The following is an 18,750-nucleotide window of genomic DNA, read 5'->3' on the forward strand; positions in this document are numbered from 1 at the left end:
TGCCGCAGTGGGGGCAATGCCGGTCGGTGGCGGCAATCTGTTGGCCGCAGTGGGGGCAAAAGAGGTGCGACATTTTTAATTTCCGTTCGATTAAATGCTGAAAATGGCGGCAGTTACCAGGGTGCCAATCCAGAGGTAGAAATACACCGGGCCGTCTTGCAGGTGTTTGCTTCTTTTAAAGATATAGACCGGTACCAGCCAAGCTGCCCCAATGGGTTGGGTGTTAATGCTGTGGTTTCTTAAATGTTTTTCATCCAGCGTACACAGTCCAATATTCAATAAGAGCGTGACCCAGAAAAAATATCCATTACCCACAGCGGCATTGGCGGCGTAACTGCTGCTGTAAAAAATATGGGCAATAGCGTATTCAAGCACCATGCCAATGAGCGGCGCAAAGGCCAATATCCAAATAAATTTATTCAGAGGGCCGAAAGCATGCGGGGCCGCTTTGTTCACGGGTGTGCATGGTTGGGCCGCATGGGGTTCGTTATTCGCTGGCTTTGGGGTGGCATTGGAAAAGGGCGTTTTTTTCGCCAGGGGTGGCAAAGCTTGCTGCGCGAGCCGGTGTACCAGGCAGGATGGGTCGTGTTCAGGGTAGGGTTTGCCGCATTGAGAGCAAAAAGAGGACATGGGCTTCTTTCCGTTGTTGGCTTGGGGGTGGGCTTGGCGCTGAGCGCCGGGCCGTGCAAGCCAATGTAAGCAGCCGCAGCGACACGTTGTGTCGAGAGCCTGTCCAAGGCATAAAAAGTGCCGCCGCAGCGTAGGCTGGGCGGCACTTGGGGTTGGAAATCTGCGCGTGCGCTGCAGCAGGGGCGCTAGCCCTGCTGCGCCATGGCTTCGCCCAGGCGCACGGGGCGGGTGGCCTGCCAGTCGGCAGTGAATTGCAAATCGCCTTGGGGCATGAGCAGCACGACGGTGGAGCCCAGCAGAAAGCGGCCCATTTCATCGCCACGGTGGAGGTGGATGTTTTGCGCCTGGTAATCCCAGTCGCGCAAGGTGCCGGGGCGCGGGGGATTGACCACGCCGTGCCAGACGGTGGCCATGCTGCCGACGATGGTGGCACCGACCAGCACCAGCACAAAGGGGCCAAATTCGCCCTCAAACACGCAGACCACGCGCTCGTTGCGGGCGAACAGGCCGGGCACGCCCCGGGCGGTGGTGGGATTGACCGAAAACAGCTCGCCGGGCACGTAAATCATGCGCAGCAGCCGCCCAGCGCAGGGCATGTGGATGCGGTGGTAGTCGCGCGGGCTTAAGTAGATGGTGGCAAAGTGCCCATGGGCAAATTGCGCGGCCAGGGCGGCATTGCCGCCGACCAGGGCCTGGGTGCTGTAGTGGTGGCCTTTGGCCTGAAAAATCTGGTCGCCCGCAGCGCCGGTGATGCGGCCCAGCTGGCTGATGGCGCCATCGACGGGGCAGACCCAGTCGGCATCGGCCAGGGGGCGCACGCCGGGGCGCAGGGGCCGGGTGAAGAATTGGTTGAAGCTTTTGTAGGCGGCGGGGTCGGCCTCCAGCGCTTCGCTCATATTGACCTTGTAGCGCTGGATGAACCAGCGGATGACGGCGGTGGTGGCGCTGCCGCCTTCCAGGCCGGCGAGTTTGCCCATGAGTTGGGTAAGTGCCTGTTTGGGCAGCAGGTATTGGGGCAAAACAGCAAGGCGGTCGGACATAGGCGGGCAGCGATGTGAAAAATATAAAAAAACGCCCGCAAAGCTAGGCCTGGCGGGCGCTGGTAGCTATGAAAATAATCAGATGATGGCGTCAGCGGGCAGGCGCTGCAGCATGGCCAGGCTGCTGGCGATGCGCTCGCGTAGTTCGCGGCGATCGACGATCATGTCCACGGCGCCTTTTTCTTGCAGGAATTCAGCGCGCTGAAAGCCTTCGGGCAGTTTGACGCGCACGGTGGTTTCAATCACGCGCGGGCCGGCAAAGCCGATCAGGGCGTTGGGTTCGGCCATGACGATGTCGCCCACAAAGGCAAACCCGGCCGAGACACCGCCCATGGTGGGGTCGGTGAGCACGCTGATGTAGGGCAGGCCTTTTTGTGCCAGGCGCGTGAGGGCGGCGTTGGTTTTGGCCATTTGCATGAGCGAGAGCAGGCCTTCTTGCATGCGTGCGCCGCCGGTGGCGGTAAAGCAGATGAAGGGCACTTTTTGCTCAATGGCGGTTTCCACGCCCCGGCAAAAGCGCTCGCCCACCACGGAGCCCATGGAGCCGCCCATGAAGTCGAATTCAAAGCAGGCCGCGACCAGCTCGATGCCTTTGACGGTGCCACCCATGACGACCAGGGCATCGGTTTCGCCGGTGTTTTCCAGCGCTTCTTTCAGGCGCTCGGGGTATTTGCGGCTGTCTTTGAATTTGAGGGCATCGACGGGGATGACTTCTTGGCCGATTTCGTAGCGGCCTTCGCCGTCCATGAAGTGGTTCAGGCGGTCGCGGGCGTTGATGCGGTGGTGGTGACTGCAGGTGGGGCAGACGTTCTGATTTTTTTGCAAATCGGTTTTGTACAGCACCGCTTCGCAGCAGGGACATTTCACCCACAGGCCTTCAGGAATTTGCTGGTGGCGTTCCTTGGGTTCGGTTGCTTGGGCCTTGGTGGGCAGCAGCTTTTCAAGCCAGGACATGGCTCCTCCTTCAATCTAGCGAGAGTGGCCAGCGCCCAGAACAGTTCTGGTGCTGGCCAAGGGCGGCATTATGCGTCCATTGCTTTGCGGATGCCACGCAGAAAGTCGATCGCCAGGGGGATGACTTTTTCGTGCGGCTGGTCTTCCAGCAGCTGGATGATGCGGCTGCCAATGATGACCGCATCGGCCATTTGGGCCACGGTGTGGGCAGTTTGGCCATCGCGGATGCCAAAGCCCACGCCCACAGGGATGTGGACGTGTTGTTGGATGCGCGCCAGCATGCGGGCGACATCGTCGGTATCCAGCGCGGCCGAGCCGGTCACGCCTTTGAGCGAGACGTAGTAAACGTAACCGCTGGCGATTTGGGCAATTTCCTGGATGCGTGCGTCGCTGCTGGTGGGTGCCAGCAGGAAGATCATGTCCATGCCGTGGGCTTTGAGGGCGGCGGCAAAGTCTTGGCATTCTTCGGGCGGGTAATCGACCACCAGCATGCCATCCAGGCCGGCAGCTGCGGCATCGCGCACAAAGGCCCCCTCGCCATGCTGCAGGTCGTAGCGCTCGACGGGGTTGGCGTAGCCCATCAGCACCACGGGGGTGTGCTGGTTTTTCTGGCGGAACTCGCGCACGTAGCCCAGCACTTTGGCCAGATTCACGCCGTTGGCAATGGCGCGTTCGCCCGCTTTTTGGATGACGGGGCCATCGGCCATGGGGTCGGAGAAGGGCACGCCCAACTCGATGATGTCCACGCCGGCCTCGACCATGCCGTGCATCAATCCCGGGGTGATGGCGGCAAAGGGGTAGCCGGCGGTGACAAACGGGATCAGCGCCTGGCGGCCCTCGCTGCGCAGTTTGTCGAATGTTGCAGTGATGCGGCGGTTGCTCATAGTTTGTCGCTTCCTTTGACCTTCAGTCCCCGCATGGAGGGGCGGTCGTAAAAATCTTCGCCCGAGAAGTCGGCCACGGTGCCAATGTCTTTGTCACCCCGGCCCGAGAGATTGACCAAGATGGATTGATCGGGGCGCATCGTTTGGGCCAGTTGGATGGCATAGGCCACGGCGTGGCTCGATTCCAGCGCGGGGATGATGCCTTCGGTGCGGCACAGGCGGTGGAAGGCGGCCAGCGCGTCGCTGTCGGTGCAGCCCACGTACTGGGCGCGGCCCAGCTCTTGCAGCCAGGCGTGCTCGGGGCCGACACCGGGGTAATCCAGGCCGGCGCTGATGCTGTGCGTTTCGGTGATCTGGCCGTCTTGGTCTTGCAGGATCAGCGTGCGGTTGCCGTGCAGCACCCCGCGCGTGCCTTTTTGCAGCGAGGCGGCGTGCTTGGGCGTGTCCAGCCCCTCGCCAGCGGCTTCTACGCCAATCAGGCGGGTGTTTTCCAGGGGGATGTAGGGGTGGAAGATGCCCATGGCGTTGCTGCCGCCGCCCACGCAGGCGACCACGGCATCGGGCTGTTCGCCCGCCAGCTGCAGGCTGCGCAGCAGCTCGGGCATTTGCGTCAGGCACTCTTCGCCAATTACGCGCTGAAAGTCGCGCACCATGGCCGGGTAGGGGGCAGGGCCCGCCACGGTGCCGATGATGTAGAAGGTGTTGTCCACATTCGCCACCCAGTCGCGCATGGCTTCGTTGAGCGCGTCTTTCAGGGTTTTGCTACCCGATTCGACGGGCACCACGGTGGCGCCCAGCAGCTTCATGCGAAAGACGTTGGGGCTTTGGCGCTTCACATCTTCAGCACCCATGTACACGATGCATTCCAGCCCGTAGCGCGCGCAGATGGTGGCCGTGGCCACGCCGTGCTGGCCCGCGCCGGTTTCGGCAATGATGCGCGGCTTGCCCATGCGCCGTGCCAGCATGGCCTGGCCGATGACGTTGTTGATCTTGTGCGCGCCTGTGTGGTTGAGGTCTTCGCGCTTCAAGAAGATTTGCGCGCCGCCGATTTCTGCGCTCAGGCGTTGGGCGTGGTACACGGGGGAGGGGCGGCCGACAAAATGCGCCAGCTCGCGCTGGTATTCGGCCTGAAATTCGGGATCGTTCTGGTAACGGGCCCAGGCATCGCGCAGCTCTTGGAGGGCAAAGGTCAGGGTTTCGCTGGCAAAGCTGCCGCCGTAGGGGCCAAAGTGGCCGGCAGCGTCGGGGTAGTGGTAGTTAAACATGCGATCAGTACTCTAAAGGGGGACATCGGCCGCCCGTACGGCGGCGATAAATTGCTTCATTTTGGCGGCATCTTTGATGCCTTTAAGAGGGCTGCCATTGGGCGCGGAGGCTTCCACGCCGGAGCTGACATCAACGGCCAGCGAGCGGCAGCGCGGGCGCAGCAAGCGCACGCCATCGGTCACGTTTGCAGGTGTGAGTCCACCAGATAAAACGAGGTGAGCAGCGACGTTTGGTGGTAGCAGTGACCAATTGAATGCGTGCCCGCCGCCGCCGTAGCCCTCTACGTGGGCATCGAGCAAGATGGCTTGGGCTTGAGAGTAACGAGATGCGTATTCTACGAGGTCAAACGCGCGGGCGTTGGGGCCCAGCGGAATGCGGGCGGCGCGCAGATAGGGGATTCTTCCAAAATCGCTAGCTGCCCAGCATTGCTCAGGGGATTCATCGCCATGAAACTGTGCTGTAGCGCCCGGTACTAAAGCGCAAGCAGCTATAACATCTGCAGGGCTTGCATTGACAAACAGCAACACCGGCGTAACAAAGGGGGGCAAGCGCCGTGCCAATTGGGCGGCCCGCAGGGCGGTGACGGCGCGCGGGCTGGGCGCGTAGAGCACAAAACCCAGGGCATCGACCCCGGCGGCGACGGCGGCATCGACATCTTCCTCGCGCGTCAGTCCACAAATTTTGATACGGGTGCGGGGTGGCATGGGCTCAGAACCATTCTTCATAAGGGGCTGCCCGGCAACCAGGCAAAAGCGGGGGTGCTGCTGGGCAGATTCCAATGTGCGTCGTACACCGGGCCGAGGAAGTACAGCCCATCGGGGCTGAAGGTGGGGGCGGCCGCATCGCGTGAGCGGGCCTGCAGCACCTGCTGCATCCAAGCCGCCGGTTGCTTGCCTTGGCCGATGTAGATCAGGCAGCCCATGATGTTGCGGATCATGTGGTGCAAAAAAGCGCTGCCCTCAAATTCAAACCGCCAGTAACCGCAGGGCATGGCGTGGTCTTCGCGCATTGCCGCGTGGCCGGCTGGGGTGAAGGAGATGTCAATGCGGTGCAGGGTTTTGATGGGGGTTTTGGCCTGGCACCCCGAGGCCCGAAAGGAGGAGAAATCATGCTCCCCCAGCAGGGCTTGCGCCGCTTGCTGCATGGCGTGCGCCTGCAGTGGCAAAAAGACCCAGCCAACGCGTTCGGCCTCAATGCTGGGGCGCACGGGCGATTGCAGCAGCACATAGGCATAGCGGCGGGCCGTTGCATGGGTGCGGCAGTGAAAGCTGGGGCGGCCGTCGGCGCTGTTGGGCATTTCGCGGGCCCAGTGCACGGCAATGTCACGGGGTAAAAAGGCATTGGTGCCGCGCACCCAGGAGTTGGGCGAGCGCTGCAATCGGGTGTCGAAATGCACCACCTGCATCAGGCCGTGGACCCCAGCATCGGTGCGGCCCGCACAGGTTGTGCTGATTTTTTCAGCAGCAAAGCGGCCCAGGGCCGCTTCGAGTTGGTCTTGTACGGTGTTGCCGCTGGGCTGGCTTTGCCAGCCCTGGTAGCGGCTGCCGTTGTAGCTGACCCCTAAGGCGATGCGCATAGTAGGCCTTGCAGAGCAGGGAGAAGGGTGGTCATTATTCAAGCTCGTTGAGCATTTTTTGGGCCCGGGTTTTCAAGGTGCCTTGGGCCTCACTCAGCACTTCTTCGATGAGGGTGCGCGCGCCTTCGGAGTCGCCAATCATGGCGAACTCTTGGGCCAGATCGAGTTTGGTGTTGAGGGGATCGTTGCTGTCGGTGGCTTCGGCCTCGGTCGATGGGCTGGAGGGCAGGTCCAGATCCAAGCCATCCAGGCCAAAGTCTGCGGCAAAGTCTGGCAGGGCGTCGGTCACCGCTGGGGGCGCAGTGGCTGCCTCTGCGGTGGGCAAGTCCAGAGCGCCCAAGCCGAAATCATCATCCGGTGGGGTGGTGGCCGGGGCGGCGGGGGTGTCGAAGGTGGCGGGCGTGTCGGTGAAATCCAAACGGCTCAAGCCAAAATCGTCTTCCTCGGCCGGTGTTTCAGCAGCGGGGGCCGGGGTCGGGAAGCCAAAGCTGCTGTCCAGAGAAAAGTCCAGCGTCTCGGCGGGCGCAGGTGCTGGCGCAGCATTGGCCTCGGTCGCCGGAGTGGTGGCGTTGTCGGTTCCGGAAGGCAGGTCAAGATCGACGCGGCTGAAGTCAAAACTGGGCACGGCCTCTTGTGGGCTGAGCATGCTGTCCGCAAATTGGGTGTCTTGAATTTGGGAGGGCAGCTCTGGCTGCGACGGCGGGGCTTCAATGTTGAGGCTGCTGTCTATCGACGCAATGAATTGGTCGGTTGAGTCATCGTCTTGGATGCTGGGCGGGATGAGCAGTTCGCTTTCCAAAGAAGGCGTGGGCGCGGCAGTCTCGGCAGATTGCGCCAAGGCCTGGGCAAAACCGGTGGTGGTGGCCGCCGCCGCCGCAGCGGTACCGGCACTGGTGGTGTTGCCCTCTGCGTACAAGGAGTTGTAGGGGTCCATGTTGAAGCCCAGGGTGCGCACGCGCTCCCAATCGCTCCCCTGGCCTTGGGTCAGGCCCTTGACGGCGCGCGCCGTCACTTCCAGTTGGGTGAGGTCTTGCTGCTTGGCGTAAATTTCGGCCAGTTTGATGTGAATGTTCAGCCGATCTGGGGCGCTGCGCAGGGCTTCAGCCAAAATTTTGATGGCTTCATCTTCTTTGCCATAGGCCAGGTACACATCGGCCTCGGCGATGGGGTCCACATCGCCATTGGCATCCAACTGGCTTGGCGAGTACGCCATGGTGCTGGCCGGGGTGTCGCTGTTGGTATCAATTTGTTGGCCGCCGCTGCTGTCAAACAAAGAATCAGGGGCCGGTGCCACCTCTAAGCTTGAGTCATTGAATGCGCTGGCCGCGGCTGCTTGTTGTTTGCGTTTACGCCATGCCAGCAGCCCCAGCAAGCCCAATACGGCCACGCCACCGGCCGGGAGCAGGGGGTTTTCGAGCAACTGATCGACCAATGAAGGCTCAGGCACGGGCGCGGGTTGGGGGGCTTTTTGCGCTGCTTTGCGTGCAGGGGGGGCGGGCTCTGCCGGGGTGTCTGGGGCCGCAGCGGCCGTGCTGGCCGGCGCTGGGTCTGCAGGGGCGGGCTGGCCTGCGTCCGTGGGCAGGACGGGGGCGTTGGCCTCAATTGTCAAAGGCGACGCAGGGGCATCGCCTGCCGTGGCGTTGTCGCCGGGCGTGGGTGGCATGGCGGTTTCGGCGGAAGCGGCCACGCTGCCAGCGGCCGTGGTTGCAGCCGATGCATCGCTGAGTTTTTCCAGCTCTGCCAGGTTGCGTTCAAGCTCTTTGGTGCGGTCATTTTGGGCGGTGGATTGTTTTTCCGCCATGAGCTTGTCTTCGACTTTGGAGGCGGCAGCCCCTTTGGAGAGCGTGAGCTTGTCGGTGGGCGTGGTGGCCGCCGTGGCATCTTCCACCTGTGCTTGCACTTTGCCAGAGGCGCTGCGCTCGGCCTCGCCGACCTGGGCTTGGGTGGTGCGTTCGGCCAATTTGCGGCGATAGGCGTTGAAATCCTTGCTTTGGGTGGCAATGATTTGCCGCGCTTCTTTGGCGCTGGTACTTTGGGCTTGTTCGGCGTTAGGAATGCTGACCACCGCGCCAGCCTTGATGCGGTTGATATTGCCGTTGATGAACGCGCTGGGGTTGTTGCGCAGCATGGCCACCAGCATTTGGTCCAGCGAGATGCCGGAGATGGCGTGGGCGGCGGCAATGCGCCCTGCGGTGTCCCCCGTGCGCACGGTCACGCTGCTGGTGGCATCGGTTGTCCCCGTTGCTGCTGCGGCGCTGGAGGCGCTGGGCGCTGCGGTGCGCGGTTGTGAGCGGTAGGTTTGCCCTGTTTGGGCTGGTGTGGAGGCTTGTACGGCGGTGGTGGGTGCGGGGGGTTTTTGCACCGGGGGCGGATCCAGCAGCAGGGTGTAGCCCCGGGTGAGGTTGCCTGCGCTCCAGTTGGCCTGAAGAATGAGATCAATAAACGGATCATTCACCGGGGAGGTGGTGGTCAGGCGAATTTTTGAACCGCCTTTGGCCGGTGAGATCAGCTCTACGCGAACGTTGCGTGCCGTAGGGCTCAATTCCATGCCATGGGCTTGAAAGACATCGGGCGAGGCCAGCGTGGCTTGCAGTGAACCGGCTTCGGCTGCGGTGATTTGGGTAATATCAATTTCAGCGCGGAGGGGTTCGCCCAGATGCGACTGCACATGAATGGCGCCCAGCGAGAGTGCGGCGGCAGGGCTGGCCATGAAGGCAGTGCATAGGCTGAGGGCAGAGGCAAGGGCAGAAAATTTCCAGCGGTGCATAGTTGTGTTCATATCCCGGTCATCAACCGCTGGGCAGCGGCAAGTGTTTTGGTAGCTGTGTAAGACGCGCAGCTCTGTCCCCTGTCGCTGCAGCGACGGGATGAATAAAACGCGATTATGGCGACGCACAATCTGTTTGCTCAAGAATACGTACTGCCCTTGCCGCTTAGTCAGGAGAAAAGCCGGGATTGTTGCAGCTAAAACACAAGATGTTTTCTTTTATTAACAAAAAAGGAGGGGCTCAACCCCTCCTTGTTGCCTGAATTGGCCCGTGCTTTATGCCTTGAGCAAGATGCGCAGCATGCGGCGCAGCGGCTCGGCCGCACCCCACAGCAGTTGGTCGCCAATCACAAAGGCCGACAGGTACTGTGGCCCCATGTTCAGCTTGCGCACGCGGCCCACGCCCACTTGCAGGCCGCCGGTGATGCTGGCCGGGGTGAGCTCTTGCACGGTCAGGGCGCGGTCGTTGGCGACGAATTTCACCCAGGGATTGCCCGCTTGGATGAGTGCTTCAATCTCGGCCAGGGGCAGGTCTTTTTTCAGCTTCAGCGTCAGGGCCAGCGAGTGGCAGCGCATGGCGCCGATGCGCACGCACAGACCATCGACGGGGATGGTGGTGGGGGTGCCCAAGATTTTGTTCACCTCGGCCTGGCCCTTCCACTCTTCTTTGGACTGGCCATTCTCGAGTTGGGAGTCAATCCAAGGGATCAGGCCACCGGCCAGCGGAGCGCCAAAGAACTCGGTCGGTACATCGTGGCGAATGGTGTGCGCCACCTGGCGGTCGATTTCCAAAATAGCCGATGCGGGGGTGGCCAGCTTGTCGGCCACGGCGTTGTGGATAACGCCCATGCCTTTGAGCAGTTCGCGCATGTGGTTGGCCCCACCGCCCGAAGCAGCTTGGTAGGTCATGGAGCTGACCCATTCGACCAACCCGGCCTTGAACAGGCTGCCCACGCCCATCAGCAAGATGGAGTTGGTGCAGTTGCCGCCAATCCAGTTTTTTCCGCCAGCGGCCAGTTTTTGCTCGATCAAATCCTGGTTCACGGGGTCGAGGACGATGACCGCATCGTCCTTCATGCGCAGCGCCGAGGCGGCATCAATCCAGTGCCCATTCCAACCGGCGGCGCGAATTTTGGGGAACACTTCGTTGGTGTAGTCGCCGCCCTGGCAGGTGATGACGATGTCGCATTTGGCCAGCTCGGCAATGTCGTGGGCATCTTTGAGCTGGGTGTGCGTTGTGGCCATGGCCGGGGCTGGGCCACCGGCGTTGGAGGTGGAGAAGAACACCGGTTCAATCAGGTCAAAGTCACCCTCGGCCTGCATGCGCTCCATCAAAACGGAGCCGACCATGCCGCGCCAGCCAACCAGGCCTACCAATTGCTTGCTCATAAATTGCCCTTTCGTGTGTGAAAACAGGTGTGAAAACGGCCGTCTGTTTTCGTCCGGCTCGCCGGGCCGGTTCTACGGGCACACGACGAACCGGGCTGGATCAGCCGGTAATCGTGGTGGTTGTAATGGTGGCACGCACCGCAGTGCCCAGCAGGGGCTGCTGGACAGAGAGAAGGATGGGGTGCGTGGAGAACATAACGGCATGCATTCTAGAGGAAACCCTGGGCGGCAGAATATCCACTATGGCGGTATCAATCGTCGAAATGACGAAAAAACCCCGTTAATTTTGCCGAATTGCAAATTGCAGCGCCCACTGGCCCTGGACGATCTAGCGCAAAAAGCTGTAAATGCCCAGCCCCAGCGTACTGCCCGCAAGAATGGCGCAGGCCCAGGCCAAGCGGGTGGCACCGGTGCGCAACAAGCCCACGGTTTCTACGATGCGGGCTTGTTGCTCGGCCATTTGCTCGATCACGGCAGCGCTGGCTTGCTGGGCGTGTTCCAACTGGTCGATGCGCTTTTGCAATTGGATGATGTGTTGCAAGGCCAGCTCACCAGCATCGGCCGGCGTGCTGGTGACGGCCGATGAGGCGGGGCTGGGCGCGGGTGCCGCATCGTTTTGGGCCGGTGCTTTTTTCAGCAGTCCTTTGGCGGTTTTAATGACACTGGGGGCCGCTTCAATGACATCGCCCCAGGGCACCATCTTCAGTGCCGTGATCCAAGGGATGGCCATGGCTTACAGCACCTCGCTGGCAAAGTCGGCCAGGCGTGAGCGCTCGCCCCGCGCCAACTGGATGTGGCCGCCGTGCTGCCAGCCCTTGAAGCGATCGACCACGTAGGTCAGGCCCGAGCTGCCTTCGGTGAGGTAGGGCGTATCAATCTGTGCCAGGTTGCCCATGCAGACGATTTTGGTGCCTGGCCCGGCGCGGGTGATTAGCGTTTTCATCTGCTTGGGCGTGAGGTTTTGCGCCTCGTCGATGATGACGAATTTATTTAAAAAAGTGCGCCCACGCATGAAGTTCAAGCTCTTGATTTTGATGCGGCTGCGGATCAGGTCGGTGGTTGCTGAGCGCCCCCACTCGTGCCCATTGCCGCCGCTGCCTTTGGCCAAAAACTCCAGGTTGTCGTCCAAGGCGCCCATCCAGGGGCCCATTTTTTCTTCCTCGGTGCCGGGCAGAAAGCCGATGTCCTCGCCCACGCTGACGGTGGCGCGGGTCATGATGATTTCGCTGTAGCGGCGGCTGTCGAGCACTTGGGCCAAGCCGGCCGCCAGCGTCAGCAGCGTTTTGCCCGTGCCGGCCTGGCCGGTCATGGTGACAAAGTCCACCTCGGGATCCATCAGCAGGTTGAGCGCAAAATTTTGCTCCCGGTTGCGGGCATTCACCCCCCAGACGTTGTGCTTGGCGCTGCCGTAGTCGCGCAGCACTTCCAGCACAGCGGTGTCACCGCGCAGCTCGACCACGCGGGCGTACAGGCTGGGCTCGCTGGGGGCTTCAAAATAAACGAATTGGTTGATGAGCAGTTGGTCGGTCATCGGCCCGCGCAGGCTGTAGAAGCTGCTATTGCCTTCTTGCCAGCTTTGCACGTCCTTGGCTTTGCGCCAAAAGTCCAGGGGCAGGGCCAGTGCGCCGGTGTAGAGCAGGTCGTTGTCGTCCAGCACCTTGTCGTTGTGGTAATCCTCGGCGGGCACCCCCAAGGCGCGGGCTTTGACGCGCATGTTGATGTCTTTGGACACCAGCAACACCTCGCGGCCTTGGCTTTCTTGCTCGCGCAGGGCTTGCACCACGCCCAGAATTTGGTTGTCCGCCTTGCCCTGGGGCAGCGACAGCGGCAAGGTGTAGTGCAGCGGCACGGTCTGGAAAAACAGTTGGCCCGTCACGCCCTTGGTGCCGGTGGCATCCAGCTTCAGCCCGGCGGCCAGATCGGTGTTTTTGTGGGCTTCGACCAAGGCATCCAGGGTGCGGCTGACCTGGCGGCCATTGCGGGCCACTTCGGTGCCACCGCGCTTGTGGCTGTCCAGCTCTTCGAGCACCACCATGGGCAGGAAGATGTCGTGCTCTTGAAAGCGAAACAGGCAGGTGGGGTCGTGCAGCAGAACGTTGGTGTCCAGAACAAATAAGCAGCGCTTTGCGCCACGTTTACTTGGTTTTGGGATAGTTTTATTGCTATTTTGCTTGTTATTACTAGCGGAGACAGCTTCTTTTTTTTCTGTTTTGGGTGCGCTGCGCTGGTGATTGGCGCTGGGTGCGGCCGGGCGAGCCGCTGCGGCTGCCGTTACGGCTGCGGTCACGGTTGCAGTTGTGGCTGTCTTGGGGGCCGCTGCAGGTGCCGTGGCTGCAGCCGGCACGGTAGCGCTCTGGGCACGCAATTCGGCCAAGCCTTGGGCCGCCGCCGTGGTGGCCGCGCTGGCGGCGCTGGTTTTGTCCGCGCTGGTTTTCACAGTGGAGGCCGTGGCGCGGGTTTTGGCGGCAGGCGTGGCCGCTTCGCTCTGGTCGGGGCTGAGGCGGGCGGCGCGTTTTTTCGGGGCGGGAGGCAGGGGCATGGTGTTCACCTGTTGAAAAACAATACAGCCGCCAAGGCAGGGCCCGGCGGCTGTGGTGGGTGTGCGAAGGGGCTTGAGCCCATTATGCAGCGCTTAGGCCGGGGTGATGCCCGCCGATTAACGCGTCTGTTTTACACGCCTGTTTATGCGGCAACCGCTTGTTTGGCGCTGGCTTTATTCAGGGCTTTGACGGCCTTTAAGACTTCCTCGACGTGGCCAGGCACTTTCAGGCCGCGCCACTCTTGCACCAGGATGCCGTCGGCATTGACCAAAAAGGTCGAGCGCTCAATGCCTTTGACCTTTTTGCCGTACATGATTTTGTTTTTCACTACGCCAAACATATGGCACATTTTTTCTTCGGTATCGGCGATGAGTTCAAAGGGCAGTTCCAGCTTTTCTTTGAATTCATCGTGCGATTTCATGTTGTCGCGAGACACACCGAAAATAATGGCCCCGGCTTTTTCAAATTCCTTGAATTTGTCGCGAAACTGCATGGCCTCGGTGGTGCAGCCCGGAGTGTTGTCCTTGGGGTAGAAGTACAGAATAAAGGTTTGACCATTGTGGGAGGTATTGGTCACCTTCACGCCCCCGGTTGCGTTTGCTTCAAATTCGGGAAGGGGTTTATTAACAACAATCGCCATGCGCCTATCTCTCAGGTGTAGTTCTTAAAAAACCGAGGGGCTTGGCAAAAACAGTATTGTTTTTATTTTTTTGCCGTTTATTACGTTCATCACGTTGATTAAAACGATCATTGCCCCTCGACCGCAACCTGTAATTGTACCTTCAAGCGTAGGTTTTGACTAGGGGCGTTCCGATACTACCCTAAAACCAGTGCTGCCAACACTTTCCGGCCTTCCATGGCCAAAACGTTGTAAGTGCGCAGGGCCGCTGGGGTGTCCATGGTTTCTACGCCGATGCGCTGTTGCATGAAAGGCTGCAGCCAGCTGGGGTGGCAAAACTGCAGGCGCGGGCCGCTGCCCAGCAGGAGCACTTCCACCCCTGGGCATTGGTGGGCCAGCGCTTGCAAGGCGCTGGCATTGAGGTCATTGAAGCGGGCGCAATCCCAGGCTTGCAGCAGGCCGCTGCTGCCAATGAGCAGGCTGGTGGTGTGCCGGGTTTTGTTCACTTCGAGCCAGCCGGGGCCGTAGCCGGTGATCAGTTGCAGGTCATCGGCGCGTTCGGCTTTGAATTTCATGGGGCATTCCTTGGTGATTTTTTGGCAATTTGGCGAAGGTGCGCCCCCCGTTTGGCGTGGGCGGGCACGCTGGGGGCGGTGCTTTCTTGTGGTCAAATTATGCGTTTCCCCGCGATGCACTGGGCGCAGTGGGGCTGCTAAAGGTGAAGTGCTATGAGGACTGTGACCAAATCCGCCAAACTGGCCAACGTCTGCTACGACATTCGGGGCCCCATCATGGATGCGGCCAAGAAGATGGAGGACGATGGGCAAAAGATCATCAAGCTCAATATCGGCAACTTGGCTGTGTTTGGCTTTGATGCCCCGGAGGAGGTGCAGCAGGACATGATCCGCAACCTGCCCAACTCGGCCGGGTATTCGGACAGCAAGGGCATTTTTGCCGCCCGCAAAGCCGTCATGCACGAAACCCAAAAGCAGGGCATCAGGGGCGTGACGCTGGATGATATTTACCTGGGCAATGGTGCTTCTGAATTGATCAGCATGGCCACCAACGCGCTGCTGGACAACGGCGATGAGCTGCTGCTGCCTGCGCCTGACTATCCGCTGTGGACGGCGGCGACCAGCCTCTCGGGCGGCACACCGGTGCACTATGTGTGCGATGAGGCCAATGGCTGGATGCCCAATCTGGCCGACATCCGCAGCAAGGTCACGCCGCGCACCAAGGGGATTGTGGTGATCAACCCCAACAACCCCACCGGCGCTTTGTACAGCCGCGAGCTGCTGCAAGGCATTGTGGAAATTGCCCGCGAGCACGGGTTGGTGATTTTTGCCGACGAGGTGTACGACAAAGTGCTCTACGACGGCGCGGTGCACACGCCGCTGGCCAGCCTGTCGGCCGATGTGCTGACGCTGACGTTCAACTCGCTCTCTAAGGCCTACCGCTCCTGCGGCTACCGGGCTGGCTGGATGGTGGTCTCGGGCGACAAAAAACTGGCCAAGGATTACATCGAGGGCTTGAACATGCTCTCGAACATGCGCCTGTGCGCCAACGTGCCAGGGCAGTGGGCGGTGCAGACGGCGCTGGGTGGTTACCAAAGCATCAACGACCTGATTTGCGAAGGCGGCCGCCTGCGCCAGCAGCGCGATTTGGCCTACGAGCTGATCAATGCGATTCCCGGCGTGTCGTGCGTCAAGCCACAGGGGGCGCTGTACATGTTTCCGCGCCTGGACCCCGAGATTTACCCGATTAAGGACGACCAGGAGTTTTTCCTGGAAGTGCTGCAAGAAACCAAGGTGATGCTGGTGCAGGGCACGGGCTTTAACTGGCCGCACCCGGACCACTTTCGCATTGTCTTTTTGCCGCACGAGGCCGATCTGCGCGAGGCGATCAACCGCTTGGCCGATTTTCTGGCCAGGTACCGCCTGCGCATGGGCACCGACAAGCTGCTGGCCAAACCGGCAAAAAAAACCAAGGCCGAGGCCTAAGAACGTGTTCACGATCTCCTCATGGGTGTGCGGGCGCGGCTTCGGGCGGCCTGCGTCGTTGCAAATCCTCGCAATAGCCAAGCTATTGCTGTGGTTTGCGCCTCGCAATCCATCCCGAACCGCATCCCCCACACCTTCATTCGAGATCATGAACACGTTCTAAAACGATAGCTGGTAGCGCTGGTTAATCAAGGGATTAATGCATTAAACGCCTTGAAGTTAATTAATAACCAGCGCTTGCAGCTCTTATTTTTAAATAGTTCTTTATTTTTAAACACACCATGAAACCCATTCAAGTTGGCCTTTTAGGCATTGGCACCGTCGGTAGTGGCACGTTTGCCGTTTTGCAGCGCAACCAGCAAGAGATTGCCCGCCGCGCTGGGCGGGGCATTGAAATTGCCATGGTGGCCGATCTGGACGTGGAGCGCGCCCGCGCCATTGTGGGCGAGCAGATTCAGGTGGTGAACGATGCCCGCGCCGTGATTGCCAACCCCGATATCGACGTGGTGGTGGAGCTGATTGGCGGCTACGGCATCGCCAAGACGCTGGTGCTGGAGGCGATTGCCGCCGGCAAGCATGTGGTCACCGCCAACAAGGCGCTGCTGGCGGTGCATGGCACGGAAATTTTCCAGGCGGCGCATGACAAGGGCGTGGTTGTGGCCTTTGAAGCGGCCGTGGCCGGGGGCATTCCCATCATCAAGGCGCTGCGCGAGGGCCTCTCTGCCAACCAGATTCAGTGGGTGGCGGGCATCATCAATGGCACGACCAACTTCATCCTGTCGGAAATGCGCGACAAAGGCTTGGACTTTGACGTGGTGCTCAAAGAAGCCCAGCGCCTGGGCTACGCCGAGGCCGATCCCACCTTTGACATCGAAGGCGTGGATGCCGCGCACAAGGCCACCATCCTGAGCGCCATGGCGTTTGGCATTCCGGTGCAATTTGACAAGGCCTACGTTGAAGGCATTACCCAGCTGGCCGCTGCCGACATCAAATACGCTGAGCAGCTGGGCTACCGCATCAAGCTCTTGGGCATCACCAAGCGCACCAACAAAGGGGTGGAGCTGCGCGTTCACCCCAGCCTGATTCCGGCCAAACGCCTGATTGCCAACGTCGAGGGCGCGATGAATGCCGTGCTGGTGCAGGGCGATGCCGTGGGGGCCACGCTGTACTACGGCAAGGGCGCAGGCAGCGAGCCCACCGCCAGCGCCGTGATTGCTGATTTGGTCGATATCGTCCGCCTGATCGATGCCGATCCGGCGCACCGGGTGCCGCCGCTGGCCTTCCAGAGCCACACCCTGGCCGCTGCCGCTGGTGCCCTGCCGGTGCTGCCCATGGCCGAGGTGGTCACCAGCTACTACCTGCGCATTCGCGTGGCCGACGAGGCTGGCGTGCTGGCCCAAATCACCAGCCTGATTGCCGGTGCCCACATCAGCATCGACGCGGTGCTGCAGCGCGAAGCCGATGAAATCGGTGGCGAAGGCGTTGCGCAGACCGACCTGATCATCCTCACCCACGATACGCGCGAGGGCGACATGGACGCGGCCCTGGCGCGTATCCAGGCCCTGCCTTCGGTGCTGGCACCCATCACCCGCATTCGCAAAGAGGAGTTGAACTGATGCGCTACCTCTCCACCCGCGGCCACGCCGAGCGCAAACGCTTTTGCGACATCCTGCTCGAAGGGCTGGCCCCCGATGGCGGCCTGTACCTGCCCGAAAGCTACCCACAAATCAGCACCGAGCGCCTGGGGCAGTTGCGGCAGATTTATGCCGAACAGGGCTACGCGGCCCTGGCGTTTGAGATTTTGTCGCTCTACATCGACGACATTCCGGCCGACGATTTGCGCGCGCTGTGCGCCAAAACCTATACCGAAGCCGTCTTTGGCAGCGCCGCCATCACCCCGGTGCGCCCGCTGGAAGGCCCGCTGCACATTCAGGCGCTGTCCAACGGCCCCACGCTGGCCTTTAAAGACATGGCCATGCAGCTGCTGGGCAACCTGTTTGAATACGAGCTGGCCCGCCGGGGTGAAGCGCTCAACATCCTGGGCGCGACCAGCGGCGACACCGGCAGCGCAGCCGAGTACGCCATGCGCGGTAAAAAAGGCGTGCGCGTGTTCATGACCAGCCCGCACGGGCGCATGAGCCCCTTCCAGCAGGCGCAGATGTTCAGTCTGCAGGATGAGAACATCCACAACCTGGCCATCGAGGGCGTGTTTGACGACTGCCAAGACATCGTCAAGGCCGTCAGCAACGACCATGCCTTTAAGGCGCAGTACAAGATCGGCACCGTCAATTCCATCAACTGGGCGCGGCTGCTGGCGCAGGTGGTGTACTACTTTGCCGGTTATTTTCAGGTGACCCAAAGCGATACGGAACAAGTCAGCTTCACCGTGCCCAGCGGCAACTTTGGCAACGTCTGTGCCGGCCATGTGGCGCGGCAAATGGGCCTGCCGATTGCCAAACTGGTGGTGGCCACGAACGAGAACGACGTGCTGGACGAGTTCTTTCGCACCGGCGTGTACCAGGTGCGCGGCGCCGCAGCGACGTTTGAGACCTCCAGCCCGTCGATGGACATCAGCAAGGCGAGCAATTTTGAGCGCTTTATCTTCGACCTGGTCGGCCGCGATGGGGTGCGCACCCAGGCCTTGTTTACCCAAGGCGTAGGCCGCGAGGGGCGTTTTGACCTGAGCGCCGACCCGGTGTTTGCCGATATTGCGGGCAAATTTGGCTTTACGAGCGGCAAAAGCACCCATGCCGACCGCCTGGCCACCATCCGCGACAGCTACCAGCGCCTGGGCCAGATGGTCGATACCCACACCGCCGATGGCATCAAGGTGGCCCGCGAGCACCTGGGCACAGAGCCGATGGTGGTGCTGGAGACGGCCCTGCCCATCAAATTTGCCGCCACCATCGAAGAGGCCCTGGGCCGCCAGCCCGAGCGCCCGGCGCAGTTCAACGGCATCGAAGCCCTGCCCAAGCGCGTGCAGGTGCTACCCGCCGATGTGGCGCTGGTGAAAACCTATATCGCCCAGCACTGCGATTGATCGGTTTTTACATCAAAAACTACCAACGGCGCTTGTCTATCAAGC

At 61.1% G+C, this 18,750-nt stretch carries 16 protein-coding genes and 1 pseudogene; 3 read left to right on the top strand and 14 right to left on the bottom strand.

The window, feature by feature from the left end:
* Window position 1: 1 nt before the first annotated feature.
* The 14 genes and pseudogenes from ACFO24_RS00200 to ACFO24_RS00265 all read right to left on the bottom strand — a co-directional run.
* Window positions 2-73: pseudogene (locus ACFO24_RS00200) on the bottom strand (zinc ribbon domain-containing protein); the annotation flags it as partial.
* Window positions 74-90: 17 nt separating this feature from the next.
* The gene (locus ACFO24_RS00205) at window positions 91-456 is read right to left on the bottom strand and encodes a hypothetical protein (protein ID WP_377735987.1); all 366 of its coding nucleotides are present in this window, start codon (window positions 454-456) and stop codon (window positions 91-93) included.
* A gap of 359 nt (window positions 457-815) precedes the next feature.
* A complete protein-coding gene (gene asd, locus ACFO24_RS00210; RefSeq protein WP_377735989.1) occupies window positions 816-1,670 on the bottom strand; it encodes an archaetidylserine decarboxylase in 855 nt (284 codons plus the stop codon).
* A gap of 78 nt (window positions 1,671-1,748) precedes the next feature.
* The gene (gene accD, locus ACFO24_RS00215) at window positions 1,749-2,624 is read right to left on the bottom strand and encodes an acetyl-CoA carboxylase, carboxyltransferase subunit beta (RefSeq protein ID WP_207575702.1); all 876 of its coding nucleotides are present in this window, start codon (window positions 2,622-2,624) and stop codon (window positions 1,749-1,751) included.
* A 68-nt stretch (window positions 2,625-2,692) separates the two neighbouring features.
* Window positions 2,693-3,508: a tryptophan synthase subunit alpha gene (gene trpA, locus ACFO24_RS00220; protein ID WP_207575701.1), complete on the bottom strand. Its 816-nt coding sequence runs from the start codon at window positions 3,506-3,508 to the stop codon at window positions 2,693-2,695.
* On the bottom strand, window positions 3,505-4,773 hold the full coding sequence (gene trpB / locus ACFO24_RS00225) for a tryptophan synthase subunit beta (protein WP_377735993.1): 1,269 nt from the start codon (window positions 4,771-4,773) through the stop codon (window positions 3,505-3,507). Before trpB ends, trpA begins: the two co-directional genes overlap by 4 nt.
* 12 nt (window positions 4,774-4,785) lie before the next feature.
* Entirely contained in the window at window positions 4,786-5,478 is a 693-nt protein-coding gene (locus ACFO24_RS00230) for a phosphoribosylanthranilate isomerase (protein WP_377735995.1), read from the bottom strand.
* A gap of 17 nt (window positions 5,479-5,495) precedes the next feature.
* Window positions 5,496-6,350 (bottom strand): tRNA pseudouridine(38-40) synthase TruA, encoded by an 855-nt coding sequence (gene truA / locus ACFO24_RS00235; RefSeq protein WP_377735997.1) that lies wholly within the window; start codon window positions 6,348-6,350, stop codon window positions 5,496-5,498.
* Between the two features lie 34 nt (window positions 6,351-6,384).
* Entirely contained in the window at window positions 6,385-9,060 is a 2,676-nt protein-coding gene (locus ACFO24_RS00240; protein ID WP_377735999.1) for a motility hub landmark protein FimV, read from the bottom strand.
* A gap of 333 nt (window positions 9,061-9,393) precedes the next feature.
* Window positions 9,394-10,506 (bottom strand): aspartate-semialdehyde dehydrogenase, encoded by a 1,113-nt coding sequence (asd, locus tag ACFO24_RS00245; protein ID WP_377736002.1) that lies wholly within the window; start codon window positions 10,504-10,506, stop codon window positions 9,394-9,396.
* Window positions 10,507-10,834: 328 nt separating this feature from the next.
* On the bottom strand, window positions 10,835-11,236 hold the full coding sequence (locus ACFO24_RS00250) for a hypothetical protein (protein WP_207574533.1): 402 nt from the start codon (window positions 11,234-11,236) through the stop codon (window positions 10,835-10,837).
* A 3-nt stretch (window positions 11,237-11,239) separates the two neighbouring features.
* On the bottom strand, window positions 11,240-13,045 hold the full coding sequence (locus tag ACFO24_RS00255) for a PhoH family protein (RefSeq protein ID WP_377736004.1): 1,806 nt from the start codon (window positions 13,043-13,045) through the stop codon (window positions 11,240-11,242).
* A 143-nt stretch (window positions 13,046-13,188) separates the two neighbouring features.
* Window positions 13,189-13,686 (bottom strand): peroxiredoxin, encoded by a 498-nt coding sequence (locus ACFO24_RS00260; RefSeq protein ID WP_207574535.1) that lies wholly within the window; start codon window positions 13,684-13,686, stop codon window positions 13,189-13,191.
* A 176-nt stretch (window positions 13,687-13,862) separates the two neighbouring features.
* Window positions 13,863-14,240 carry an Mth938-like domain-containing protein gene (locus ACFO24_RS00265; RefSeq protein WP_377736007.1) on the bottom strand — a complete coding sequence of 126 codons (378 nt, stop codon included), beginning with the start codon at window positions 14,238-14,240 and terminating at the stop codon, window positions 13,863-13,865.
* A 153-nt stretch (window positions 14,241-14,393) separates the two neighbouring features.
* Here ACFO24_RS00265 and ACFO24_RS00270 point away from each other — a divergent pair, with 153 nt between their 5' ends.
* The 3 genes from ACFO24_RS00270 (at window position 14,394) to thrC (ending at window position 18,705) form a co-directional block, all read left to right on the top strand.
* Window positions 14,394-15,665 (top strand): pyridoxal phosphate-dependent aminotransferase, encoded by a 1,272-nt coding sequence (locus ACFO24_RS00270; RefSeq protein WP_377736010.1) that lies wholly within the window; start codon window positions 14,394-14,396, stop codon window positions 15,663-15,665.
* A 281-nt stretch (window positions 15,666-15,946) separates the two neighbouring features.
* Complete coding sequence (locus ACFO24_RS00275) at window positions 15,947-17,281, top strand: homoserine dehydrogenase (protein ID WP_377736013.1); 1,335 nt, start codon at window positions 15,947-15,949, stop codon at window positions 17,279-17,281.
* Complete coding sequence (gene thrC, locus ACFO24_RS00280) at window positions 17,281-18,705, top strand: threonine synthase (RefSeq protein WP_377736018.1); 1,425 nt, start codon at window positions 17,281-17,283, stop codon at window positions 18,703-18,705. Before ACFO24_RS00275 ends, thrC begins: the two co-directional genes overlap by 1 nt.
* Window positions 18,706-18,750 lie beyond the last annotated feature (45 nt).

The sequence above is a fragment of the Comamonas denitrificans genome (assembly GCF_042654745.1).
In the GTDB taxonomy this organism is placed as follows: Bacteria; Pseudomonadota; Gammaproteobacteria; order Burkholderiales; family Burkholderiaceae_C; genus Comamonas; species Comamonas denitrificans.